23 protein-coding genes are annotated in these 24,588 nt (G+C 73.0%); 10 read left to right on the top strand and 13 right to left on the bottom strand.

Going from position 1 to position 24,588, the window contains the following annotated elements; genetic code table 11:
• Positions 1-7: 7 nt before the first annotated feature.
• The 3 genes from LZ495_RS13985 (at position 8) to surE (ending at position 5,179) form a co-directional block, all read left to right on the top strand.
• Positions 8-2,590 (top strand): bifunctional FO biosynthesis protein CofGH, encoded by a 2,583-nt coding sequence (locus LZ495_RS13985; RefSeq protein ID WP_235052480.1) that lies wholly within the window; start codon positions 8-10, stop codon positions 2,588-2,590.
• 205 nt (positions 2,591-2,795) lie between these two features.
• Positions 2,796-3,896, top strand: a complete 1,101-nt coding sequence (locus LZ495_RS13980; RefSeq protein ID WP_235052479.1) for an ADP-ribosylglycohydrolase family protein — start codon at positions 2,796-2,798, stop codon at positions 3,894-3,896.
• Positions 3,897-4,228: 332 nt separating this feature from the next.
• Positions 4,229-5,179: a 5'/3'-nucleotidase SurE gene (gene surE, locus LZ495_RS13975; protein WP_235052478.1), complete on the top strand. Its 951-nt coding sequence runs from the start codon at positions 4,229-4,231 to the stop codon at positions 5,177-5,179.
• Between the two features lie 157 nt (positions 5,180-5,336).
• Here the strand turns inward: surE and LZ495_RS13970 are convergent, their stop codons facing one another.
• The gene (locus LZ495_RS13970) at positions 5,337-6,071 is read right to left on the bottom strand and encodes an acyltransferase (RefSeq protein ID WP_235052477.1); all 735 of its coding nucleotides are present in this window, start codon (positions 6,069-6,071) and stop codon (positions 5,337-5,339) included.
• A 182-nt stretch (positions 6,072-6,253) separates the two neighbouring features.
• Between LZ495_RS13970 and LZ495_RS13965 the strand changes: the two genes are divergently transcribed.
• Complete coding sequence (locus LZ495_RS13965) at positions 6,254-7,297, top strand: zinc-binding dehydrogenase (RefSeq protein WP_235052476.1); 1,044 nt, start codon at positions 6,254-6,256, stop codon at positions 7,295-7,297.
• Between the two features lie 33 nt (positions 7,298-7,330).
• Here LZ495_RS13965 and LZ495_RS13960 read toward each other — a convergent pair whose 3' ends face one another.
• The 3 genes from LZ495_RS13960 to dhaK all read right to left on the bottom strand — a co-directional run bounded on the left by LZ495_RS13960 (position 7,331) and on the right by dhaK (position 10,859).
• A complete protein-coding gene (locus LZ495_RS13960) occupies positions 7,331-9,196 on the bottom strand; it encodes a putative PEP-binding protein (protein ID WP_235052475.1) in 1,866 nt (621 codons plus the stop codon).
• Positions 9,193-9,801 (bottom strand): dihydroxyacetone kinase subunit DhaL, encoded by a 609-nt coding sequence (dhaL, locus tag LZ495_RS13955; RefSeq protein ID WP_235052621.1) that lies wholly within the window; start codon positions 9,799-9,801, stop codon positions 9,193-9,195. The genes LZ495_RS13960 and dhaL overlap by 4 nt, the downstream gene beginning before the upstream one ends.
• 65 nt (positions 9,802-9,866) lie before the next feature.
• Complete coding sequence (gene dhaK / locus LZ495_RS13950) at positions 9,867-10,859, bottom strand: dihydroxyacetone kinase subunit DhaK (protein ID WP_235052474.1); 993 nt, start codon at positions 10,857-10,859, stop codon at positions 9,867-9,869.
• A 79-nt stretch (positions 10,860-10,938) separates the two neighbouring features.
• On the opposite strand from dhaK, the gene dhaM reads away from it, so the two are divergent.
• Positions 10,939-11,331: a dihydroxyacetone kinase phosphoryl donor subunit DhaM gene (gene dhaM / locus LZ495_RS13945; protein WP_235052473.1), complete on the top strand. Its 393-nt coding sequence runs from the start codon at positions 10,939-10,941 to the stop codon at positions 11,329-11,331.
• Positions 11,315-11,632 carry an HPr family phosphocarrier protein gene (locus LZ495_RS13940; protein WP_235052472.1) on the top strand — a complete coding sequence of 106 codons (318 nt, stop codon included), beginning with the start codon at positions 11,315-11,317 and terminating at the stop codon, positions 11,630-11,632. The genes dhaM and LZ495_RS13940 overlap by 17 nt, the downstream gene beginning before the upstream one ends.
• 76 nt (positions 11,633-11,708) lie before the next feature.
• Here the strand turns inward: LZ495_RS13940 and LZ495_RS13935 are convergent, their stop codons facing one another.
• Positions 11,709-12,242, bottom strand: a complete 534-nt coding sequence (locus LZ495_RS13935; RefSeq protein WP_235052471.1) for a MarR family winged helix-turn-helix transcriptional regulator — start codon at positions 12,240-12,242, stop codon at positions 11,709-11,711.
• A 213-nt stretch (positions 12,243-12,455) separates the two neighbouring features.
• Between LZ495_RS13935 and LZ495_RS13930 the strand changes: the two genes are divergently transcribed.
• The gene (locus tag LZ495_RS13930) at positions 12,456-13,217 is read left to right on the top strand and encodes an SDR family NAD(P)-dependent oxidoreductase (protein WP_235052470.1); all 762 of its coding nucleotides are present in this window, start codon (positions 12,456-12,458) and stop codon (positions 13,215-13,217) included.
• Positions 13,218-13,722: 505 nt separating this feature from the next.
• A complete protein-coding gene (locus LZ495_RS13925; RefSeq protein WP_235052469.1) occupies positions 13,723-15,069 on the top strand; it encodes a cytochrome P450 in 1,347 nt (448 codons plus the stop codon).
• Between the two features lie 107 nt (positions 15,070-15,176).
• Here LZ495_RS13925 and LZ495_RS13920 read toward each other — a convergent pair whose 3' ends face one another.
• Positions 15,177-15,692, bottom strand: coding sequence for a YidB family protein (locus LZ495_RS13920; RefSeq protein ID WP_235052468.1), 516 nt, complete (start codon positions 15,690-15,692; stop codon positions 15,177-15,179).
• Positions 15,693-15,789: 97 nt separating this feature from the next.
• Entirely contained in the window at positions 15,790-16,293 is a 504-nt protein-coding gene (locus LZ495_RS13915; protein WP_235052467.1) for an SRPBCC family protein, read from the bottom strand.
• 147 nt (positions 16,294-16,440) lie between these two features.
• Between LZ495_RS13915 and pcaD the strand changes: the two genes are divergently transcribed.
• Complete coding sequence (gene pcaD, locus LZ495_RS13910; protein ID WP_235052466.1) at positions 16,441-17,211, top strand: 3-oxoadipate enol-lactonase; 771 nt, start codon at positions 16,441-16,443, stop codon at positions 17,209-17,211.
• Positions 17,212-17,269: 58 nt separating this feature from the next.
• On the opposite strand, the gene LZ495_RS13905 is transcribed toward pcaD, so the two are convergent.
• The 5 genes from LZ495_RS13905 to LZ495_RS13885 all read right to left on the bottom strand — a co-directional run bounded on the left by LZ495_RS13905 (position 17,270) and on the right by LZ495_RS13885 (position 22,479).
• Positions 17,270-17,617 (bottom strand): hypothetical protein, encoded by a 348-nt coding sequence (locus tag LZ495_RS13905; protein WP_235052465.1) that lies wholly within the window; start codon positions 17,615-17,617, stop codon positions 17,270-17,272.
• A gap of 227 nt (positions 17,618-17,844) precedes the next feature.
• On the bottom strand, positions 17,845-18,327 hold the full coding sequence (locus tag LZ495_RS13900; RefSeq protein ID WP_235052464.1) for a hypothetical protein: 483 nt from the start codon (positions 18,325-18,327) through the stop codon (positions 17,845-17,847).
• A gap of 7 nt (positions 18,328-18,334) precedes the next feature.
• Positions 18,335-18,889, bottom strand: a complete 555-nt coding sequence (locus tag LZ495_RS13895; protein WP_235052463.1) for a hypothetical protein — start codon at positions 18,887-18,889, stop codon at positions 18,335-18,337.
• 150 nt (positions 18,890-19,039) lie between these two features.
• Positions 19,040-21,559: an FGLLP motif-containing membrane protein gene (locus LZ495_RS13890; protein ID WP_235052462.1), complete on the bottom strand. Its 2,520-nt coding sequence runs from the start codon at positions 21,557-21,559 to the stop codon at positions 19,040-19,042.
• Positions 21,560-21,897: 338 nt separating this feature from the next.
• The gene (locus LZ495_RS13885; protein ID WP_235052461.1) at positions 21,898-22,479 is read right to left on the bottom strand and encodes a TerD family protein; all 582 of its coding nucleotides are present in this window, start codon (positions 22,477-22,479) and stop codon (positions 21,898-21,900) included.
• A gap of 236 nt (positions 22,480-22,715) precedes the next feature.
• On the opposite strand from LZ495_RS13885, the gene LZ495_RS13880 reads away from it, so the two are divergent.
• Complete coding sequence (locus LZ495_RS13880) at positions 22,716-23,201, top strand: flavin reductase family protein (RefSeq protein ID WP_235052460.1); 486 nt, start codon at positions 22,716-22,718, stop codon at positions 23,199-23,201.
• Positions 23,202-23,373: 172 nt separating this feature from the next.
• Here LZ495_RS13880 and LZ495_RS13875 read toward each other — a convergent pair whose 3' ends face one another.
• Entirely contained in the window at positions 23,374-24,417 is a 1,044-nt protein-coding gene (locus LZ495_RS13875; protein WP_235052459.1) for a cupin domain-containing protein, read from the bottom strand.
• Positions 24,418-24,588 lie beyond the last annotated feature (171 nt).

Raw genomic sequence — 24,588 nt, 5'->3', positions numbered from 1 at the left:
GTGTCGCATGACCCAGACTCCGACCGAGAGCGCGATGCGCCGCGCGCTGCGCCGGGCCCGTGACGGAGTCATGCTGGACGTCTCCGAAGCCGAGGTCCTGCTGCACGCCAAGGGTGCCGACCTGGAGGACCTCTGCGCCTCCGCGGCCCGGGTGCGCGACGCCGGTCTGGACGCGGTCGGCCGTCCGGGTGTGATCACTTACTCCCGCAAGGTGTTCATCCCGCTCACCAGGCTCTGCCGGGACAAGTGCCACTACTGCACGTTCGTGACCGTCCCGGGCAAGCTGAAGCGCGAGGGGCACTCGATGTTCCTCAGCCCCGACGAGGTCCTCAAGATCGCCCGCGACGGCGCCGCGATGGGCTGCAAGGAAGCGCTCTTCACGCTCGGCGACCGCCCGGAGGACCGCTGGCCCGAGGCCCGCGAGTGGCTCGACGCGCACGGGTACGACGACACCCTCTCGTACGTCCGCGCCATGGCCATCCGGGTGCTCGAGGAGACCGGCCTGCTGCCGCACCTCAACCCCGGCGTGCTCTCCTGGACCGACCTGCAGCGCCTCAAGCCGGTCAGCCCGTCCATGGGCATGATGCTGGAGACCACCGCGACCCGCCTGTGGTCCGAGCCCGGCGGCCCGCACCACGGCTCCCCGGACAAGGAGCCCGCGGTCCGCCTGCGCGTCCTGGAGGACGCCGGCCGGTCCAACGTGCCGTTCACCACCGGCATCCTGATCGGCATCGGCGAGACCATGGAGGAGCGCGCCGAATCGGTCTTCGCGCTGCGCCGCATCGCCCGGCAGTACGGCGGCATCCAGGAAGTCATCGTGCAGAACTTCCGCGCCAAGCCGGACACCGCGATGCGCTCCGCCGCCGACGCGGACCTCGAAGAGCTCGCCGCGGCCATCGCGGTCACCCGCATCGTGCTCGGCCCCAAGATGCGCGTGCAGGCCCCGCCGAACCTGGTGGGCGAGGAGTTCGCGCTGATGATCCGCGCGGGCATCGACGACTGGGGCGGCGTCTCGCCGCTCACCCCGGACCACGTCAACCCCGAGCGCCCCTGGCCGCACATCGATGAACTCGCGGAGCGCACCGCCGAGTCCGGCTTCGCGCTGCGTGAACGCCTGACCATCTACCCGGAGTTCATCAAGCGCGGCGAGCCGTGGATCGACCCGCGCGTCATCCCGCACACCCGCGCGCTGTCCGACGAGGACGGCATGGCGGTCGAGGGCCGCAACCCCGAGGGGCTGCCCTGGCAGGAGCCGGAGGACCTTTTCGCGGCCGCGTCGGGGCGTACCGACCTGCACGTCACCATCGACACCACCGGCCGCACCTCGGACCGCCGCGACGACTTCGACGAGGTCTACGGCGACTGGGAGGAGCTGCGCGGGCAGGCCACCTACGGCCGGGACGGCTCGGCCGCCCCGGTGCGCCTGGACGCCGACGTGAAGGCGGCGCTCGGGCAGGCCGCCGCCGACCCGACCCTGCTCACCGACGACCAGGCCCTCGCGCTGTTCCACGCGGACGGCCCGGCGCTCGACGAACTCGCGCGCATCGCGGACGACTTGCGCAAGGAAGCGTCCGGCGACGAGATCACCTACATCGTCAACCGCAACATCAACTTCACCAACGTCTGCTACACCGGCTGCCGGTTCTGCGCGTTCGCGCAGCGCCGCACCGACGCCGACGCGTACACGCTCTCCCTGGAGCAGGTCGGCGAACGCGCCGAGCAGGCCTGGGCGGTCGGCGCCACCGAGGTCTGCATGCAGGGCGGCATCCACCCCGACCTGCCTGGCACCGCGTACTTCGACATCGCGCGCGAGGTGAAGAAGCGCGTGCCGGAGATGCACGTGCACGCCTTCTCGCCGATGGAGGTCGTCAACGGCGCGACCCGCACCGGCATGTCCATCCGCGACTGGCTGCAGGCCGCCAAGGAAGCGGGCCTGGACACCATCCCGGGCACCGCGGCCGAGATCCTCGACGACGACGTGCGCTGGATCCTCACCAAGGGCAAGCTGCCCGCGGCCACCTGGGTCGAGGTGGTGAGCACCGCGCACGAGCTGGGCATCCGCTCCTCGTCCACGATGATGTACGGCCACGTGGACACCCCCGCGCACTGGCTCGCGCACCTGCGCCTGCTCGGCCGCATCCAGGACCAGACGGGCGGGTTCACGGAGTTCGTGACGCTGCCGTTCGTGCACACCAACGCGCCTGTGTACCTGGCCGGTATCGCCCGCCCGGGCCCGACGCTGCGCGACAACCGCGCAGTGCACGCGATGGCGCGCATCCTGCTGCACGGCAAGATCTCCAACATCCAGACCAGCTGGGTCAAGCTCGGCGTCGAGGGCACCAACCTCATGCTGCAGGGCGGCGCCAACGACATGGGCGGCACGCTCATGGAGGAGACCATCTCCCGGATGGCGGGCGCGGACAACGGCTCGCGCAAGTCGATCGCCGAACTGGAGTCGATGGCCGCGTCGTTGGGCCGCCGGGCCCGGCAGCGGACCACCACCTACGGCGAGGTGAGCGCGGAGCGCCAGGAGGTCGCGCGGCGGCACGACGACGAGGTCGAGAAGATCATGCTGCCGATCCTGGGCTGAGGCCCTGGGCCGGCGCGGCGGCCGGGGCCTGGTGCCCCGGCCGTAACCGGAACGCGAATCTGACGGATCGTCAATAAAGCGACAGGCGGTGCCCGAGTGTGGGTACGCTGCCGCCACGAGGCGTGACGTACTCGAACGGGGCGCGGGGCAGGGCCGGAGGGGAGCCGGCCGCTCGGGCCCCCGGAGACGGGGAGGGACGGAACCCATGGCCGCACTGTGGTCCAGGGAGCGGCAGCAGGACTTCCGCAGCCGGGTCCGCGGCTGCCTGCTCGGTGGCGCGATCGGCGACGCGCTGGGCGCGGGGATCGAGTTCCTGTCCCTCGACGAGATCCGGGTGCAGCACGGTGCGGGCGGCGTGGAGGGGTACGTCACGGCGTACCACCGGCGCGGCGCGATCACCGACGACACCCAGATGACGCTGTTCACCGTGGAAGGCCTGATACGCGCGCACGTGCGCCGCGACGAGGGCTCCTGGCACCCGCCGACCGACGTGCACCGCGCGTACCTGCGCTGGAAGGCCACGCAGAGCGACTGGGGCCCGGACGAACGCCGCGACGAGGGCTGGCTCGTGCGCGAGGAGTGGCTGTACAGCTCGCGGGCGCCCGGGCATGCCTGCCTGCGCGGCCTCGACGACGAGGTCATGGGCACGCTGGACACGCCCAAGAACCCGGACTCGAAGGGCTGCGGCGCGGTGATGCGCTCCGCGCCGTTCGGCCTGCTGGTCGGCTGGAGCCCCGACCTGGTCTTCCAACTCGCGGTCGAATGCGCGGTGCTGACCCACGGGCACCCCACCGGCTACCTGTCCGCGGGGGTTTTCGCGGTGCTCGTGCACGCGCTGATGCAGGGCGCCACCGTCGAGGCGGGGGTACGCGAGGCGCTGGAACTGGCCAAGGCGCACGAGGGCCACGAAGAGACCGTGGCGGCCGTGGAGTCCGCGCTGCGCATGGTGCGTTCCGGGCTTCCGGACTCCGGCCGCGTGGAGGAACTGGGCCAGGGCTGGACCGCTGAAGAGGCGCTGGCCATCGGCCTGTACTGCGCGCTGGTCGCCCCGGATGTGCGCAGCGGACTGCTGCTCGCGGTCAACCACTCCGGGGACAGCGACTCGACCGGGTCGATCTGCGGGAACCTGCTCGGTGCGATGCACGGCGAGACCGCGCTGCCCGCCGACCTGGTGGCCGAACTCGAAGGCCGGGGAACGCTGCTGCAACTCGCCGACGACTTCTCGATGGAGATGACGCAGTCCGCGGCGCTGCACGCGCCGGACGCCCCCGAGACGCACTGGGCGAAGCGCTACCCGGCCGCCTGAACCCCGGTCGAACGCCGACCGGGCGGTTTTGTCGACCCGGCGACAAGCCGTCATGGGCCGCCGACCTGCGGTGCTGCGCCGGATCCGGGCCGGCCGCCGACGCCTGCCGGCGCCCCGGAACCGGTTGCGGACAGCAGGCATTCCGCTATTGAAATGTCCGCGGCTTGACCTTATTTTCGCTCACCGATGGGTGACACGTGTCCGGTGCAGGGCTACTGCGTGCCACCCCATGGGGGAAATAGATCGCGCTAATCCGCGCTGCCCGTACCGTCCACCGGGTGCCGCCGCAATTCTTCGGCAACTTACCTCTTCGTACGACGGAGGCCCGAGAGATGGCACGGTTCGGCATCAAGCCCGTAAGACTCATGGCCGCAATCGCGGTCGGCGCAACGCTGTTCGGCCTCACCGCTCCGGCCGCGAACGCGGCCGAGGCGGCCCCCGCGCCGCCCAAGCGCCTCAACATCCTGCTCAGCAACGACGACGGCTACCAGTTCCCCTTCATCCGGGCCCTGCAGGGCGCGCTGAAGGCCGCGGGCCACAACGCCGTCATCGTCGCCCCGCTGACCGACCAGTCCGGCAAGGGCACCGGTTTCACCGCCAAGCCCGGCCAGGTCTTCAAGGCCGCGCAGACCGCCCCGGACATCTGGTCCGTCGAGGGCACCCCGGCCGACTCGGTGGCGTTCGGCATCCTGAACGTGTTCACCGACAAGAAGCCGGACCTCGTCATCTCCGGCATCAACGCGGGCCAGAACATGGGCACCACGACGACCCACTCGGGCACCGTGGGCGCGGCGATCACCGCGGCCGAGCGCGGCGTCCCGTCGATCGCGGTCAGCGCCGAATACGACGTGCGCAACCCGACCAACCCGTTCCCGCAGGTCGCCAAGGCGGTGGGCTTCACCGCCAAGCTGGTCGAGAAGCTGATCGCGACCGCGCCGAAGTCCGGTGCGATCATGAACAACCACGCGACGATCAACGTCAACTACCCCGTCGCGCCCACCGGCAAGGTCGAGATGACCAACGTCGGCCGCGCCGAGGCCGTGATCGCGAAGTACCTGCCGGCGCCCGACCAGTGCGCCACCTGCTACCGCATCGACCTGGGCGTCAACCCGGACCAGGAAGAGCCGGTCGGCAACGCGGACACCACCGCGATCGCGAACGGCAGCGTCTCGATGTCGCTGCTGGACGGCGACTGGACCGCGCCGGGCTGGCAGCTGGGCCAGATCGTGTCGATCCTCGACACGCTGGCGCTGCGCCTGCGGCTGAACGGTCTGACCGCCTGACGGGGGACTGACCACCGGTGCCGGGGACCGGTGCTGGAGATGCCGGGGGCGGCATCGCACCTCTGCCGCCCCCGGTAGCCGGCCCCGGTCCGCGCCGCGGCCCGCAGGGCTGCCGATCGCGCAGGACGCATCGCACCGGGTCGTCCGCGGCCCCGGATCAGTCCGAAGTGCGGCTCTCCGCCTGCTCGATCAGCGCCACGAGCTGCTCGTGGGTGACCCCCTCGGGGATGCCCACCGGGATGTTGCGCAGCGGCGGGTCCCACCCGGTGGCCGGGTCGTACCGGCGCACGACCTTCGCCGGTACGCCGGCCACCACGCTGTGGTCGGGGACCACGCCGCGGACCACCGAGCCGGCCGCCACCACGACGTTCCGGCCGAGGCGGGCGCCCGGCAGGATGATCGCCCCGGCACCGAGCCAGCTGCCGTCGCCGATCTCGACCGTGTCGTTCACCGGCCACTGCCGGCCGATCGGCTGGTCGGGGTCGGCGTAGCTGTGGTTCTGGTCGGTGATGTAGACGTACGGGCCGGTCCACACGTCGTCGCCGATCACGATCGAGTGGTGGCCGACGATGTGGCTGCCGCGGCCTATCGTGCAGCGCTCGCCGATGGTGACGATCGGGCGCGTGCCCAGGTCGTGTCCGGGGGCCAGTCCCGCGGACAGGCTCACGTGGTCGCCGATGCCGGTCTCGGCACCGATCCGGATCCACCGCTCGCCGAAGATCGTGCCGGTCGGGAACGCGAATTTGGCGCCCGGGCCGAGTGCGCCGAAATGCAGCAGGCCGGGTTGTTCGGCGGTCACCGCACCGGCTTTCCGCACCGCCTCCCAGCCGCGGTGCAGCGCCCGCGAGGCGGCTCGGCGGCCGCGGGCGCGCAGGGCTCGAGCGATCGACATGGCGCCCACGCTAGCGAGATCGTCTCGCCGCGCGGCGGCCGGTGGGACGAAACTCACGCCGGTACCGGCACCGGTCCTGCGGGCCGGGCGTTCGCAATCCGCGACCCTGCCGCCGACGCTGACGTTGGGTTAGATTCACCCCGATCCCTGTAACAGTGTTACTGACGTGTCTGGAGCAGCCGATGCGCGCCGTGGTCATCAACGGAACCCGCGACGTCACCGTCGAGAAGGTCGACGATCCGGTGCTCAGCGGCCCCGGCGGCGCCATCGTGCAGGTCACCGCGAGCGCGCTGTGCGGCTCCGACCTGCACTTCTACGAGGGCGACTTCGCGGTCAGCGGGCTGCGCCCCGGGCACGAAGTGGTCGGCACCGTCCTGGAGACCGGCCGCGAGGTGTCGCGCGTCAAGGCCGGCGACCGGGTCCTGGTCTCGCCGGTCTTCGGCTGCGGCAAGTGCGCGGGCTGCGCCGCGGGCAACGGCATCGACTGCACCGGCGGCGGCCTCCGGGTGCTGGGCAGCGGCGCCGACCTGCCCGGCGGGCACGCCGAGGCGGTCGAGATCCCGGTCGCCGACATGGCCCTGCTGCCCATCCCCGAGGACATCTCGGTGGACAACGCGGTCCTGCTCACCGACGCGCTGCCCACCGGCTGGACCGCGGCCACCCGCGCCGACATCCGCCCCGGCGCCACGGTGCTGGTCATCGGCCTCGGGCCGGTCGGCCTGTACGCGCTGCAGTCCGCCCAGGTGCTCGGCGCGGGCCGCGTGCTGGCCGCCGACCGGGTGCCGGAGCGCCTCGCGATGGCCGAGGCGCTCGGTGCCGAGCCCATCGACGCGTCGCAGGGCGACATCGCCCAGCAGGTGCTGGCCGCCACCGGCGGACTCGGCGCCGACGCGGTCATCGAGGCGGTCGGCCACGACGCCACACTGACCGCCGCACTCAACGCGGTGCGCACCTCGCACACCGTCTCCGTGGTCGGCGTCAACGCCAACTTCGCCTTCCCGATCGCCGCGCCGCTGCTGCTCATCCGCAACGTCACGGTGCGCTTCACCACCGCGCCGGTCGCGGCCACCTGGGCCGAGCTCATCCCGCTGATCCGGTACGGCCGGCTCACCCCGGTCGACGTCTTCACACACCGGCTCGGGCTGTCCGAGGCGGCCCGCGGTTACGAGGTGTTCGCGGACCGCACCGAGGGCTGCCTCAAGGTGCTGTTCGACCCGTCGCGCTGACCCGCCTTGCGGGTGGCCGGGCCGCACCCGGGTTCACGCCCGGGGCGCGGCCAGCCGCTCGCGGACCAGCTCGGCGCAGCGCACCCGGTCGAGAGCGCGCACCTGCTCGCGGACCCGCTCCAATGCGGGCGGGGCGACCGACAACGCGTCGATGCCGAGCCCGACCAGTAGGGGGAGTACGCGCGGATCCGCGGCCGCGTCGCCGCACACCGAGACCGGCAGGCCGCGGGCGTGCGCGCACTCCGCGACGCGGCGTACCGCGTGCAGCACCGCGGGTTCGGCGGCCCGGTCCGGGGTCAGCCGCGGATCGTCCCGGGCCAGGCCGAGCAGGGCCGCGGTGAGGTCGTTGGTGCCGAGGGACAGGAAGTCCGCGGCGGCCGCCAGCGCGTCGGCGTCCGCGACGGCACCCGGGAGTTCGACCATCGCGCCGAACTGCGGGGCGGGTACGCCGAGGCGGTGGCAGACCCCGGTGAGGACGCGGCGGCAGCGGGCGAAGTCGGCGGCGTCCGCGACCATCGGGACCATGATCCGCACCGGGCGGGACGCGGTGGCGGCGGCGGTGAGGATGCCGTGGAACTGGGTGCGCAGGAGGGTGTCCGACCTCGCGTCGCCGGGATCGCCGGGATCGCCGGGATCGTCGGGCCCGCCGGGACCGATGGGGGCGCCGGGGCCGTAGGGGGCGCGAGTCAGGAACGGCGGGCGCTTGTCGGCCGCGAAGTCCAGGGTGCGCACCGTGACCGGGCCGTCGGGGCCGTCGCGGAGCAAGGGGGCCAAGGCGGCGGCGTGCTCCTCGGCGTCCGGCCAGTGGTCCGCGGCGAGGAAAGGCAGTTCGGTACGCAGGAGTCCGACGCCTTCCGCGCCGAGCGTGCGGGCCGCGACCGCCTCGCGGTGCCCGCCCACGTTGGCGTACACGCACACCCGGTGCCCGTCGCGGGTCGCCACCGGCCGTACTTCGGCGTCCTGGGCGCTGCCCGCCTGGTCCCGGGACACCGAGAAGTCCGGCACCACGTCCCGGACCACCGGATCCAGCACCACGAGGCCGCGGTCGCCGTCCACGAGAACCCGCTGCGTGCCGGCCCCGCGGAGCGCGCCGACATCGGCACCGAGCACCAGCGGGATGCCCAACGCCCGTGCCACCACGGCCAGATGACCGGTCGGACCACCGCGCTCGGACACCGCGGCGACCGGACCGCCGCCCGGGGCGAGGATGTCCGCGGCGGCGAGCTCGGTGCCGACCAGCACCGCGCCGTCCCGCGCCGCGGGGGAGGGGAGGCCGTGCAGCCAACCGGCGGCCCGGCGGCCGATCTGCCGGATGTCGGCGGCCCGGTCCGCGAACAAGGGGTCGCCCAGCGCGGCGAGCGCATCGGCATGCCGGTTCGCGGCGGCCGCGACGGCTTCGGCCGCGGTCAGTCCGGACGCGGCCAGTTCCGCGGCCAGCCCTGCCAGTGCGGGATCCTCCGCGATCAGCGCACCGACTTCGACGATATCGGCCTGCTCGCTGCGCCCTTGGCTGCGGAGAGCGTCGGCGAGCGCAGTCAGCTCCGAGGCCACGGCAGCCAGCGCGGCGTCGACCCCTGTGCCGGAACTGCCGGTGGGCCGCGGGCCGTTCGCATCGTGCCCGGCATCGGGCGTCGGGTCAGGCGTTGCGCGGGCCACCGGGTCGGCAACCGGCCCGGGCACCACGGGGGCCGAGTCGTGCGTCGGGGTCGGCGCTGCCCCAGGTGCTGCGCCCCGTGCCGCGTCCGCGGCCTGGCCAGGAGTACCGGGGGGTGCCTGCGCAAGCACTGCATCCCCATCGTCCACGCTCAGTACGCGGCCGACCGCCACGCCTCCCGCTGCGGCGATTCCGTGCAGCACGGCGGCCGAACCGGCCGTATCCGCCGGTGCGTCGTCCGTCATTCCGCGGGGCTCGGGGTCAGGGACTCGGCCAAGGCGCGGAACATCAGGGCAGTCGACGTCGCGCCGGGGTCCTGGTGGCCGATGCTGCGTTCGCCCAAATAGCTGGCCCGGCCCTTGCGGGCGCGCAGCGGTGTGGTGGCCCGCATGCCCTCCTCCGCGGCGGCGGCCGCCCGCAGCGCGGCGGTCGCGAGGTCCTGGTCGGCGGCGGACTGGAAGGCGCCGACCGCGGGGGCGAACGCGTCCACCATCGTCTTGTCGCCGACCTGGGCGCCGCCCAGCCGGCACAGCGCGTCGAGCCCGGCCCGCAAGGCCGCGCCGACCGCCGCGGTGTCCGCGGCCGGGCCGCTGAGCGCCTTGCCCGCGGACCGCAGCGCGGTGCCGTACAGCGGTCCGGCCGCGCCGCCCACGCTGGAGATGAGGGTGCCGCCGACCTCGACCAGGAACGGGCCCGGCTGGACGCCGTCCGCGACCAGCTGCTCGGCGGTCACCGCGACCGCGGAGAAGCCGCGGCGGAGGTTGGCACCGTGGTCGCCGTCCCCGATCGCCGCGTCCAGCGCGCTCAGTTCCGCCTCGTGCGCGGCGATGGCCGCCGCCGCGGCGCGCATCCACGACAGTGCTGCCGCGGTGTCCAGATCTCGCACGGTGCTCCTGTCTCCGGCGGTCGGCTTTGTCAGCCCCAGCGCAGGGCCGGGGTGTCGACCGGGGCGTCCCACAGCCGCAGCAGCTCGGCGTCCGCGCGGCACAGGGTGATCGACGCTCCGGCCATGTCGAGGCTGGTCACGTAGTTGCCGACCAGGTTGCGGGCGATGCGGACACCCCTGCGGTCCAGTTCCTCGGCCACGTGCCGGTAAACCACGTACAGCTCGAGGAGCGGCGTCGCACCCAGGCCGCTGACCAGGGCGATGACCGGGTCGTCCGAGGCGGGCAGCTCCTCCAGGACGGCATCGAGCATGTCCGCGACCAGGGCGCGCGCGGGCCGCATCGGGCCGCGGGCCCGGCCCGGCTCGCCGTGGATGCCCACCCCGATCTCGATCTCGTCCTCGGCCAGTTCGAAGCCGGGCCGCCCCGCGGCCGGCGTGGTGCAGGCGCCGAGCGCGACCGCGAAAGAGCGGGACGCGGCGTTCACCCGGCGGCCGATGTCGGCCACCGCCTTGAGGTCGCCGCCCTCCTCGGCCCGCGCGCCGGCCGCCTTCTCCACGATCACCGTGGCACCCGTGCCGCGCCGGCCCGCCGTCCACGTGGAGTCCCGCACCGCGACGTCGTCGTCGACGAGGACCTTCTCGACCTCCAGGCCCTCGTCGCGCGCGAGTTCAGCGGCCATGTCGAAGTTGAGGTTGTCGCCCGTGTAGTTCTTCACGATGTGCACCACGCCCGCACCGGCCGAGACGGCCTTGGTGGCGGCCAGGATGCGGTCCGGGGTGGGGGAGGAGAAGATCTCGCCGGCGCACGCCGCATCGAGCATCCCGGTGCCGACGTACCCGCTGTGCAGCGGCTCGTGGCCGGACCCGCCGCCCGACACCAGCCCGACCTTCCCGGGGCGGACGGCGCCCGCGCGGGTCACGATGCGGAGTTCCTGATCGACCTTCAGATCGGGCCGCGCGAAGGCCAGTCCGGCCAGCGCATCGGCCACCGCGGTGTCCGCGTCGTCCAGGAACTTCTTCATCACCTTCTCCTCGGCCGGCTGCCTGCCTGCGTGGCGCCGCGAGTGACGCATCGCGGCTGTTCTCGTAGCATGCCCGATCGTGGGCAATCTCGTGGGACTCGTCCTGGTTTCGCACAGCGGCGCGTTGGCCGGCGGGCTGCGCGAGATGATCGCGCAGATCGGCGGGGACGACGTGCCCGTGGCGGTCGCGGCCGGCCGGGCGGACGGCGGGCTCGGCACCTCGGAGCGCCTGGTGGCCGAGGCGATCGCGGCCGCCGAGCAGGGTGCCGGGGTGGTGGTGCTGCCGGATCTGGGCAGCGCGGTGCTGACCGTGCGGGCGCTGCTCGCCGAGCAGCCGCAGGCCGGGATCCGGCTGGTGGACGCCCCGTTCGTGGAAGGCGCGGTCGCGGCGGCGGTCACCGCGGCGTCCGGGGCCGATCTCGAGGCGGTGGCCCGGGCCGCCGAGGAGGCACGCGATGTACGGAAGTTCTGAGGACCCGGCCGGCCAGGCGGATCCGGCGGGCGGCGCCGCGGAGGCCGGGCGCTATGCCGAGGACGTGGTCCTCGCCGCGGACCTGCACGCCCGTCCGGCGGGCGCGCTGGCGCGTGCCGCGGCCGGGTACGCGGCGGATGTGGAACTGGTCGCCGCCGGGCGCGTCGCCCGCGCGTCGAGCGTCCTGGAGGTCATGGGCCTGGGTGCCCGGGCCGGTACGCCGGTGACGCTGCGCGGTCGCGGCGCGGAGGCCGAGGCGGCGGTCCGGGCCCTGGGCGGTCTGCTGCGCGCCGCGGGCTGAGGAGCACCGGCCTACGGGGCAGGCCGAACGTGGTGCCGGCGGGCGGAGTGCCGGCGGGCGGGGTGCCCGCGGACGGTCAGCCGGCGCTCGGGCCGCCGCTGCCGGGGTCGGTCTCGGCGTCCTGGTAGCGCACCGACTGCAGGTCGTCCACGAAGCGGCTCATGAGGCCGCCGAGGGCCACGAGCTCCTCGGGCGACCATGACGACAGCACTTCGAAGATGTGCCGGTCGCGGACGTTGCGGAGGCGCCGCACTATGCCGCGGCCCTTGGGGGTGAGGCCGACCCGCGTCACGCGCCCGTCGTTGGCGTCCGTGGTGCGGGTCACCAGGGCTTCCGCCTCCAGCTTGCGCAGCTCGCGGCTCACCAGGGACATGTCCATGTGGGTGCGGCGGGCCAGTTCGCCGATGGTCAGGCCGCCGTCGGCCTGCAGCCGGGACAGCAGCACCACGGCGGGCTGGGACACCTGGGCGCGTGCGGCGTTCATCAGCTCGCCGTGCACGCGGCGGCTCTGCTGGAGCCGCAGCAGGCGCTCGACGGCGCTCTGCACCTGGCGCTGCGCGGCCACGGTGTCCGCCGATTTCGGGTCGTCCGGCTGCAAGGGAACGCTCACTTCCGCGTCCTGGTCGGGACCACCGCGGCCGGGGGCGGGCGGGGCGGTCGTTCGGGATCACCGTACGGGGCCGTCCGGTGCGCGAAGTCTACGGCCGAAGACCCGCGTCCCGTCACGCCGCGGGATCCGGACAGCCGCCAATCACTTGATTGACTCCACCATTGACTCTGTGCGAAGGCGGTGATTTGCTCCGGGCCGGAACGGGAGGTTCGCATGTTCGAACTGGAGGGCAGGACCGCCTTGGTGACCGGCGCCGGACAGGGCGTCGGAGCCGGGATCGCGACGCTGCTGGCACGCCAGGGCGCCGTCGTCGCGGTGAACGACATCGTCGCCGAGCGGGCCGAGAAAGCCGCCGCGGCGATCCGCGCGGCCGGGGGCGCCGCGCACGCGCTGCCCTTCGACGTCACCGACACCGCCGCGGTGGCCGCCGCGGTGCGCACCTTCGAACGCAGCGTCGCGCCGGTCGACATCCTGGTGAACAACGCCGGGAACGGCGGCGCGGAGGGCTTCCGGCCGACCCGCTTCCGGGACGCCGACCCCGCCGACTGGCAGCGCTTCGCGGACATCAACCTCTTCGGCGTCATGAATGCCACCCGCGCGGTGCTGGACGGCATGTGCGCGCGGCGCTTCGGGCGGATCGTCACGATCGCCTCCGGGGCCGGCACCCAGGGCATGAACATCGGCGTCTCGCTGTACGGCGCGGCCAAGGGCGGCGCGATCGCCTTCACCCGGCACCTCGCGATCGAGCACGCCCGCGACGGCATCACCGCGAACTCGCTGGCCGTCGGCCTCATCGACCCCGCCGCCAGCGGCCGCCAGGCATCCGCGACCGTGAACCTGGCCAAGGCCATCCCGGTGGGCCGCCTCGGCACCCCGGAGGACATCGGCGCCGCCTGCGTCTTCCTCGCCTCGCGCGAGGCGGAGTGGATCACCGGCCAGACCTGGCAGATCAACGGCGGCTCCCCGACCACGTAGCGCGAAGGACGGGGGACCCCGACAGCCCGCCGCCGCCCCCCACACATCAGCGCAACCCCCGCCGCCCCCGACCGCCGCCCGCCCCCGTACCCGCGCCGCTGGGGCACCCACGGCCTCAGCGCCCGCAGCGCACCTTGGGGCACGCCGCCCCCGCATCAGCGTCCCCGTCCCCAGCACACTTGGGGCACCCGCCCTGCCCCGGGACCATGGGGACACCCGCAGTCTCAGCGCCGGTGCGCGTGGCGCGCCCCGCCTCGTCGCCCGCGCCGTAGCGCACTTGGTGCACCCCGCCCAAGCGCCCCCGCCGCAGCGCGCTTGGCGTGCCGGCCCCCACGCGCTGCCCCGGCTGACCGCGCATCCGCCGCCGTTGCGGGGCCGGGCGCGGGGTGCGTACGGGGCGTCCTCGGCGTGTGCGTACCGCGATAGGTGTACAAGCCCTGTACCTGTCCCGGGTGTTCGTGGTTGTCTGAGCGCAAATCCCGATCCCTACCGGGGGGTAGCGCGCATGACGGGCTCCGAGGGCGTCGGGCCGGCATCGCCGGCCGCGCCGCACGCACCGCACCACGAGTCGCCGCACAAGGCGGCGCCGGACTGGGTCGACCTGTCCGACATGGAGTTCTGGGCGGGCCCGTTCGCGGAGCGTGAGACCGGCTTCGCCCGGCTGCGCACCGAGTGGCCGCTGCCCTACTACCCCGAGCCGGCCAGCCCGCTGCCGGCCGGCGCGGGCTACTGGGCGGTGACCCGGCACGCCGACCTGCTGGAGGTCAGCCGCCGGCCCGAGGACTTCTGCTCGGGCCAGGGCGCCACCCACATCCCGGACTTCCCGACCGAGTTCGCCGAGTTCTTCGGCTCGATGATCGAGATGGACGACCCGCGCCACCACCGGCTGCGGCGGATCGTCTCGCGCACCTTCACGCCGCGCATGATCAAGAAGTTCGAGCAGGACGTCGAGCTCGCCGCGGCGCGCATCGTGGACGAGGTGGCGGGGCTGGGCTCCTGCGATTTCGTCACCGAGGTCGCCTCGCGCCTGCCGCTCAAGGTCATCTGCGACATGATGGGCGTCCCGGAGAAGGACTACGGCTTCATCCTGGACCGCAGCAACACCATCATCGGCGTCGCGGACCCGGAATACGTCCCGGAGGACGCCGACCACATCACCGTGCTCCTCACCGCAGGCGGCGAACTGGCCGCACTGCTCACCGAATTGGCCGCGCACCGGATCGGCAATCCGGCGGACGACGTCATCTCCGCCCTGGTGAACGCCAATATCGACGGCGAGCGCCTGACCGCCGAGGAAATCGCGTCGTTCTTCATCCTGCTGGTCGTCGCCGGGAACGAGACCACCCGCAACGCGGTCTCGCACGGACTCCGGCTGCTGACCGAGAATCCCGACCAACGCGACCTGTGGCTCAGCGATTTCGAGCGCTACGCGCCCACCGCGGTCGAGGAGATCGTGCGCTGCGCGTCGCCCGTGGTGTGGATGCGGCGTACCGCGACCCGGGACACGCAGCTGGGCGGCCGCGAGATCTCCGCGGGCGACAAGCTGCTGATGTACTACTGGTCCGCCAACCGCGATGCCGCGGTCTTCGCGGACCCCGAGCGCTTCGACATCACGCGCGACCCCAACCCGCATGTCGGATACGGCGGTCCGGGTCCGCACTTCTGCCTCGGTGCGCATCTGGCCCGACGCGAGATCACCATCATGTTCCGCGAACTGCTGGGCCGGCTCCCGGACATCCGGATGTCCGGCGAGCCCCAGCGGCTGCGTTCCAGCTTCATCAACGGCATCAAGCACATGGACTGCACCTTCACGCCGAGCCCGCCCCGGACGGGCACCGGCACCGGCGCCTGAGCGCAGCGCGCGGGGCCGCCGCCGACTCTCCGGTCGGCAGCGGCCCCGCGGGCATGCACTGCGTACGAGCCGTCCCGGCCGTCTTCTCCGGCCCGGGGTCCGGCGGCTCAGCCGGTCTCGCCGGTGCTCCCACCGCCGTCCGGGTTCGGCGCGCCGGCCGCTGGCGCACCGCCCGTCTCGCTGAGGAACTGGCCGAGGGCCTGGTCCAGATCGTTCTCCGGGGGCACCTCGCCGTCCGGTGTGACCGCGTTGACGACCTGCGGCAGCGCGGCGGCGATGCCGGCCGCGGTCTCCTCGCGCGTCATGCCCGCCTCTCCGGCCAGCCGGTCGAGCTCCTGCTCGCCCAGCGCCGTGGTGATCTCCTGCCCGCTGACCGGCTGGTTGCGGCCGTTGTCGACCCACGACTTGGCCTGGCTGCCGAGGCCGCCCGCCTGCAGCTGCTCCAGCAGGCCGCCGAGCCCGCCGGCGCCCCCGGTGCCGCCCGAGGACCCGCCGCCCTGCAGCATCCCGAGGACGACCTTCAGCAGCGGGTTCTGCCCGCCGCCGGACCCGCCGAGCAGGCCGCCCAGCAGGCCGCCGAGGCTGCCCAGGTTCCCGAGACCCCCCAGGTTCGCGGCTCCCATGACGATGACTCCCTATGTTGGCCACAGTTTGTCTCATCTTCGGGCAAATATGATCATTTCGCCCTTTGGATGCCCCGCGGCCGCAGGGAGTGCGCGGTCAGGCGGAGATCGGGGCCAGCCGCCGGTCGAGGTTCTTCATCGCGCGCCGGAACGTCGAGCTCATCGCCCACGGCATGAACCGCAGCGTGAAGGCGATCATCGGCATCGGGTCGGCGGCGAACGTCCAGGTGACCCGGGACCCGGTGCCGCGCGGCTCGATCAGCCACTCCTCGATGAGCGCGTGGCACATCGGCACGGTGAGCCCGTCGATGCGGTACGCCCAGCGGGTCGGCTCCTCGTACGCCATCACCGTCTCGTGGAACACCACCGGCTTGACCAGCCGCACCTCGCGCCGGGCGCCCACCCCGTGGCCGCCCTCGGGCGCCTCGGAGAGCCAGCCGCCGCCCTTGAAGTTGGGGAACCAGTGCTTCCAGGTGTCCGGATCGTCGGTCAGCGCGGCGAAGACCTGCTTCGGGGACGCGGCCAGGTCGGCCGACCAGGCGCGGCGCTTCGGCGCGGTCTGCACGAACTCGATCGGTTCGGGGCGCAGCGAGTACTTCACCGGATCCTCCGGGCGTATGAGGGGACGGACGGCCCAGGTTATTGACGACCCGTCAGACTCTCAATGAACCCGACCGCACCCGCGATGATGCACAGTGGGCCGCCCGATCTCCGGACCGGCCGCAGGAACCCTCCGGAAGGCTGCCGCATGACCACCCGCCCCGCCCGCCTGGACCACCGCTTCGACGGACCGGAGGACGCTCCCGTCCTCGTCCTCGGCTCCCCGCTGGGCGCGGACGGCCGCGTGTGGGACGCCCTCGTCCCGGCGCTGGCCGTGCGGCACCGGGTGCTGCGCTTCGCGGCCCGCGGCCATGCGGGCTCCGAGCTGCCGCCCGGCGCGCCGACGCTGACCGACCTGGCAGGGGACGTGCTGGCGCTGGCCGACGGGTACGGAATCGAGCGGTTCTCGTACGCCGGCATCTCGCTCGGCGGTGCCATCGGCCTCACGCTGGCCCTCGACGCCCCCGAGCGCCTCGACCGGCTGGCCGTGCTGTGCAGCGGCGCGAAGCTCGGCGAGACCGCCGCCTGGCACGAGCGCGCCGCACAGGTCCGGGCGTCCGGCCTGGACGCGGTCGCCGAGGCCGTGCTGGGCCGCTGGTTCACCCCGGAGTACGCGGAGCGCGAGCCGGAGGTCGCGGCGGCCACCCTGGAGATGCTCCGGACCGGCTCCGCCGAGGGCTATGCGGCCTGCTGCGACGCGATCGCGACCTACGACGTGCGGGCGAGCCTGGCCGCGGTCACCGCGCCGACGCTGGTGGTCGGCGCCGACCGGGACCCGTCGACGCCCCTGGCGCTGTCCGAGGAGGTCGCGGCCGGCATCCCGGGCGCCCGGCTCGCGGTGGTCGAGGACGCCGCGCATCTGGTGGTCGTCGAGAAGGCCGACGAAGTTGGCGGTCTTCTGGCCGAGTTCCTGAAGTGACCGGCCCGCACGCGGCGCGTGCGGCGCGGGTGCGGGCCGCGAGCTCGGCGGGTGCCGGTCAGCCGGAGTACGTCATGATGCGCACCACGAAGTAGAGCGGCGTCGCAGCGGCGACCGCACCGAGGATCGTGAGTCGCACGCTCGGTGCCAGCTTGCGGAACCCGGGCGCGTGGTACACCGCGGTCAGCAGCAGGCCCGCGCCGGCCAGCGCGCCGCCGGTGACGGCGACCAGCGGCATCACGTTCTGCCCGTCCGCCCAGATCCACACGCCGATCCACGCCAGCGTGAGCAGGACGATGCCCAGCGCGATCGCGGTCACCGACCACAGCACCGCGGCCAGCGCGATGAACACCGGGCGGTCGCGGCGCGGTGCCGGAGTCGGGGGTATCCACATGGGCGGGGCCATGTGTGCCTGCCCCTGAGGTGCGTACGGTCCGTACATGGTGCGTCTCCCGTCCGTGCGGATCCGGTGCTTCTTCCGATGCCACCAGTCTTCGCGAAGGGCTGCGCCGCGACATGAGTGGAACTACTCAGGTACGTACGGGCCTGCCGGGCAGGTAGCCGGCGGGCATGAGTACGGGCCCGGCCGATGTGCCGACCGGGCCCGCGACTTGCTCGTGCTTCAGGTGCGTCCTACAGCGTCACCACGGCCTCGATCGCCGCCCGGTAGCGCAGCAGCGCCTGCCGCAACTGCTCGGTGTCGCCCGAACTGCCCTGGCGTTGCCGGGCCATCTCCTCCTGGCGGCGCAGCAGAGCCTGGTTCAGGGCGGTGATCGCCTCGCCGAACAGTGCGTCGGCACCGGCGACCGCGTCACCCGGATCGTCCACGAAGTTGGCCAGTGTCTCGCGCATGCGTTTGCGGTAGCCGTCGGCAACCGACTTGCCCAGCAGGGGTGGAAGTACTTCCGCGCCCGTGCTCGGAGCCGCGTGTGCGGGCTGCCGGGCGGGCCGTCCGGTGCTCACCGGACCGGGCGGCGCCGGGATCGAACCCGGCGGGGGCGGCTTGAGTGCGGACCCGGTCTTCTCGGTCACCCGCGCCTGGCGGGCGGCCCGGTCGCGCTCGTCGCGCTCGACGACCGGGGCTTCCTCGGCGGACTTGTTCGTCGATTGGGTCATGGCGTCCTCACTTCCCCTGCGACAACGCGTCGGGTGTGCGGCCGAGCAGTTCGGCGAACAGCGTGCGGTGGTACAGCAGCGCCTGGCGCAGATCCTCGGTGGAGGCCTTGCCCGCCTCGCGCAGCCGGTCGATCTCCTGGGCCTGCCGGTAGCGGTCCAGGGAACGCCCGTGTGCGACGGACAAGATCTCCATGCGCTTCTCCCGGGCCCCGGTCGGGTACCCGCGCTCGTGCATCACTCGGGTGATGAGCGCGTCGGCCTGAGCCAACGCGTCCGCGGGCGATTCCACGAAGCGCTCCTGCAGCGCGCTCCACGCCGCTTCGTATTTCGTCTTGGTCTCCGCGGGAAGGTCGCGGATGTCAAGGTCGCGGTACCTGCGCTGGCGCTCTGCGAGATTGCGTTCGGCTTCCCGGCGGCTACCGAACTGCCCGAGTGCACGGTCGTATTCCGGCCCGAAACGATGCCGCAGCCGCCGACTGCGGAGCACCGGGCGGCCGACCACCAGCCCGCCCGCCGCCGCAAGCACGGCCACGCCCACGATGACGATCAGAACTATGGACACAGCGATTCCTCTCCGAGGACTCCTTTGCCCGCTTTCCCCTTTCCGTATACGGATGTTGGCCGATCGTCACTGGTTCCCGGGCCGTCCGGGAGGCGTGCGGGGCGGCTGAGCCGCCCGCGCTCAGCACGTCTTGGGCGGTCCCTGGCCGTCCTATTGGTCCTGCGGCCGGTCCGCGGGTGCCGCCTGCGGCGGGGGAGCGGAGGGCGGGGGCGGGGTCGGCGGGGTCGGCGGCGCGTAGGGCCGGGACTCCGGGGCCTGCGGCTGGTGGACGGGCGTTGGGGGCATCGCGCCCGGGCCGGGGGTGCCGTAGTAGCCGGTCGGGGCCGCGGGCGGCGGCGGAGTGGGCGGGGCGGGCGGGGCGTACGCGCCCGTCGGGGGCTGGGGCGGCGGTGCGTACATGCCCGTGGCCGACGGCTGCGGCGGTGCGGCAGGCGCGTACGTGCCCGTCGCGGGCGGTGCCGGCGGAGCGGTCGGGGCGTAGGTACCGCCCCAGCCGCCCTGCTGGTTCTGAACCGCGCGAGGTGCGCGAGGCGTGCGCGGCGCGGTACGCGGCTGCGGCATGCCGATCATCGCGAGGTGCGGGTGCAGCGCCGGGTCCGGGATGTACTTGAACCAGGCCCAGAACAGCGCGGCGGCGAGGCCGAAGCCCGCGAACAGGATCAGCGCGGCGGTCAGCGAGGTCTCGGAATCGGAGCCGCCCTGGCCGGAGTTGAGCACCAGCACGTGGACGAACAGCAGGACGGCGAGGGCATAAGTGGCCAGCCAGATCCAGGTGTTCCACTTCCGCAGCTTGTTGCCGTCCATGAAGCGCAGCGGGACCAGGCCGAAGATGACCGTCTCGACGCCCAGGATGAAGGTCGTGCCCAGGATCGTGTCGGCGATGACCAGGCCGACGTTGGCGTCGACCGCGGTGGCGTCCTCGTGCACGAACTCCAGCCCCACCCAGGCGCCGGCCGCGACCACGAGGGCGGTCAGCGCACCGAAGAGGACGCCCTTGCCCTCGGCGGCGCGGCTGAGCCGCCGCTCGCGCAGCGCGACGTAGCCGAGCACCAGGCCGAAGACGTAGCCGGGCACGAAGTCCGAGAAGCGCGAGAGCATTGTGCAGAAGACCGCGAGGGCGAGGGCCGCCGGGACCGTCTTGAGCTTTGCGGGGATGTTCGACGCGCGCTTGGCGACCTGCTCGTTCGGCCATGCGTACGCGAAGAGGATCACCGGGGCCGCGATCAGGAAGCCGAGCAGCAGGATGCCGGACTTCGCGTCGAAGCCGGAGTCCGGGTCGACGAAGGTCGAGGCCAGTGCGCTGAGCAGCACGAAGATCGGCAGGATCCACGGGGACGCCCACAGCGAGCGGACCGCACCGGCACCCGGTACGGCGGCTGCCGGGTAGGGCCCGGAACCGCCGGCCTGCTGCCGGTAGTTGCCGGAGGCGTCGAAGCCGCCCGCGGCGGAGGGGTCGCCCTGCATGCCGGCGCTCCCGTACGCGCCGCTGCCGGCGCCGCTCGGGTCGCCCTGCATGCCTGCGCTGCCGCCCGGGCCGTAGCCGCTGCCGGAGTGCTGCGCGTACGGCCCGGATCCGGCACCGCTCGGGTCGCCCTGCATGCCCGCGCTGCCGCCGGGGCCGAACGCGCCGCCGCCGCTCGGGTCGCCCTGCATTCCGGCGCTGCCGCCGGGACCGAAGCCCCCGCCGGAGTGCTGTGCGTACGAACCGGAGCCGGAGTGCTGGGCCATGGGGCCGCCCGCATCTCCGCCGTGCTGCGCGTACGGCCCGGATCCGGCACCGCTCGGGCCGCCTTGCATGCCCGCGCCGCCCGGCGGGAACGGCCCGCCCGCGGCGGCCGGTGCGGCACCGCCGGTCGCGCCGGGCATGCCGCCTGTGCCGCGCCGCCGCCACCAGCGCGAGATGCGCTTCTGGTTCGCCTCCAGCGTGCGGTTGAAGAGTTCGGCGGGGAAGCCGATCAGCAGCACGAGCGCGCCCGCGAGGAGTGCGGTCTTGCCGACGCTCTCCGCGTCCAGCGGCACGTCGCTGGGCGTCGGCAGGGAGTTGAGGATGGTCGAGACGTCCTCGCCCACGATCGGCTTGAGCGCCTCGGCGAGGCTGGAGGTGATGCCCTCCTCGTCGGTGGCCGCGAAGTACTTGCCGCCGGTGACGTCGGCGATGCAGCTCAGCTGGGTGTTGGCCACGCCCTGCGTGTCGAAGCCGACGGTGTGCGCGACGAACTTGATGCCCAGTTCTTCCTGCACTTTGGTGACCTCGGGGCACGGGTCGCCGCACGTGCTCGCGCCGTCCGAGACGAGGATGAGGACCTTCTGCGACGAGTCCTTCGGGAACCCTTCCGCGGCCTTCCGGATCGCCGCGGGGGTCGGGGTGCCGCCGCTGGTCTGGAGGCGGTCGACCTGGCCGCGCAGTTCGGCGCGGTTGCCGGTGCCCGGCTGGACGGTCAGCTCGCCGCCGTCACTGCAGTCGCCGCTGAACTCGTGCAGCCCCACGACGTCGCTGCCGGCCAGCGAGCCGATGGTGCTGCGCAGCGCGGACTGGGCCTGCTCCAGCCGGTTGTCGCTGTTCATCGAGTCGGACGTGTCGACGACCAGGATGATCGTGCGCTTCGGCGCCGCGGACGCGGCCGGGGCCCAGAAGACGAACAGGACCAGTGCGGCCGCGGCGACCAGCATCGCTTTCCGCCATCGATCCGCTCGTTGTGCTCGGACTCTCGTTAATGGCATGCGACAACGCCTCCGGTGCGACCGCTGTTTCGACTGGACGCCGGCGGCAAGGCAGCGTTCTTCCCCCGGCCCCTGTGCACTTCGCAACCCAGTGTGTCGGCCGCGAGGGTGCCGGGGGAGGGGAAATCCCTCGATTGCCGTCCGCCGGACCGCCCCGCCGGATGGCCGCGGAGCCCGGAAACGCCGGACCCGGCGGCCGCGGAGGCGGCTGCCGGGTCCGGGTGGTCCGAAGCAGCGGGAGCGATGCCCGCTGTGCGGATGGGCAGCAGAAGTGCTGCCGAGGAGCGTCAGACGTTGACGCCGTAGTCCTTCGCGATGCCCGCGAGGCCGGACGCGTAGCCCTGGCCCAGCGCGCGGAACTTCCACTCGGCGCCGTTGCGGTAGATCTCGCCGAACAGCATCGCCGTCTCGGTGGAGGCGTCCTCCGAGAGGTCGTAGCGGGCCAGCTCGGTGTTGTCGGCCTGGTTCACGATGCGGATGAACGCGTTGCGGACCTGGCCGAACGACTGGCGGCGGTTCTCGGCGTCGTACACCGACACCGGGAAGACGATCTTGTCGATCTCGGCGGGCAGGCCGGCCAGGTTGACCTTGATCTGCTCGTCGTCGCCCTCGCCCTCACCGGTCTTGTTGTCGCCGGTGTGCACGACGGTGCCGTCCGGGGTGGAGGCGTTGTTGAAGAAGACGAAGTGCTGGTCGGACGCGACGCGGCCGCCGGCGTCGACGACGATGGCGCTGGCGTCCAGGTCGAAGTCCTCGCCGGTGGTGGTGCGCAGGTCCCAGCCCAGGCCGACGACGACGGCGGTCAGCGTGCCGCCCGCAGCCTCCTTGGTGAGCGAGACGTTGCCACCCTTGCTGAGGCTCACAGCCATGGGGGAATCCCTCCGAGGGTTCAGGTTCTGGTTCTGGTTCGGATTTCTCCGGTTTCCGCACCGAAGGTACTGCCATCAGCAGGACGTCGCGAGGGGTCCGGAGGTTCCCGCTCCGGAGTGTCGCCCGCCACGTTCCGTGCGAACTCTTGACGGGTCCTCGGAAATGCCGTGTCATAGACGCAACGAAAAGTCATACGACTATTAGTCATAGTCGTTCTGCCGATACTGGGGCCGCCATGTCCAGCGTCACGATCGACCCCGCGCGCATGCGCCAGGTCATGGGGCATTTCGCCACCGGTGTCACGGTGATCACCGCGGTGCACGACGGCGAGCCGGTCGGCATGGCCTGCCAGTCGTTCACGTCGCTGTCGCTCGAACCGGCCTACATCTCCTTCGCGCCCGCGCTGTCCTCGACCACGTGGCCGCGGATCCGGGCCGCGCACAAGTTCGCGGTGAACATCCTCGCCGCGGACCAGCAGGACGTATGCCGCGCGATGGGCCGCAGCGGCGGCGACAAGTTCGCCGACGTGGCCTGGGAGAAGGGCGCGAACGGCGCTCCGCTTCTCGGCGGCAGCATCACCTGGATCGAGGCGGACGTCGAGCACGTGCTGCCCGGCGGTGACCACGAGATCGTCATCGGCAAGGTGTCCGCGCTCGAACTGCCGCGCGACGCCGAACCGCTGCTGTTCTACAAGGGCGCGTACGCCGGCCTCGCCGGCTGACCGCACCCGCACAAGAGCCACCCGCGGCCGAGGGACGGTCGGTCCGCGGGGCGACGGCGGCAGACCGCGGGCACCCCTGTTCCCGCGGGAGCCGCCGAGTACGCCACAGGCCCGCCGCGATCCTCGTACCGGGGTCGCAGCGGGCCTGTGGCGTTGCGGCGTCTGCGTCTCGCTACTTGCGGTCCGTGAAGCGGATGTCGAGGCTGCGCAGGTACGTCTGCAGGCCTGCGTCCTGGATCGGGATCAGGTGTGCGGGGGCGCCTGATTCGTTGTGGTGGGCATGCCATTTGCCGGGCGGGGTGACGAACGCGCCGCCCGGTTCCCAGTCCACGCGTACCGGGTCGGCGATCTCGCCGCGTTCGTCGAGGCGGTCGCCGAGCAGCGAGTAGCAGCCGGGCTTGCAGTCGAGAATCAGGTCGAGCGCGACGGACTGGTGCCGGTGCGGGCGTTGGATCTGGCCGACCGGGAGCAGCCCGAACATCGCCCACAGCACGTGCGTGACGGTCAGGGTCTGGTCCTGCTCGGCGTTGTTGAGCAGCACGCTGACGCGGTTCTTGCTGTTCGCGCCGGGGGCGTTGGCGATCGCGTCGAGTTCGGCGACCGCGCGCTCGCGGGCGAATTTGGTCGGCTTGAAGCGCGGGCCGGTCGGGGCCACGCCGAGGTAGCGCAGCAGGGGTTCGTCGTGCACCCAGTACATGACGGTGTCCGCGTCCGCGTGGTGGACCGCCTCGCCGACCGCGGGCAGGACGAGGAAGTCGCCCTTCTCCCAGCGGGCGACGCGGCCGTCGACGACCGAGGTGCCGCGTCCGTACATCACGTAGTACAGCTGCGAGGTGGCGTTGGTCCGCAGGGCGAGGCGGTCGCCGCGGTTGATGCGGACGAAGTTCGCCAGCAGCGCCGGGCTGGTCGCCGGGCCGCCCTCGATGCGCATCGGTCCGGCGAGGTCGAGCGGGACCACGCGCGTCTCGCCGCCGGCGTGCAGTGCGGCGGGGAACTGCACGGCCGGGACGGGCGTGGTGAAGCCGGACCCGATCGGGTTGGCGGCCTTGGTGTACTCCCAGTAGCGGGCGTCCGCGGACCAGTCCTCGGCGAGCGCGTCCAGCCGCCCCTCGAAGCCGTACTCGGCCACGTCGACCACCGGCGGCGCGGCCACGGTCGGATCGAACAGATCAGGGGCCGAGGCTTTTTGAGTGGACGTCAGATCTGTGGCCGTCATGGCCTCCCCTTCCGGGCACGGTGCTCGCCTGCCCGTCCGATGCTGCCACCAAAGCCCGCACATCGGTACGACGCGCATCACGCTGCGTGCGCGCGCCGCGGGGGGGGGGCCCGGGGGGGGGGGGGCCCCCCCCCCCCCCCGCCCCGCGCCCCCCCCCCCCCCCCCCCCCCC

The organism is Yinghuangia soli (assembly GCF_021502675.1).
GTDB classification, from domain to species: domain Bacteria; phylum Actinomycetota; class Actinomycetes; order Streptomycetales; family Streptomycetaceae; genus Yinghuangia; species Yinghuangia soli.
The sequence above is the reverse complement of the archived record's forward strand: the minus strand, read 5'-3'. Positions and strand labels throughout refer to the sequence as shown.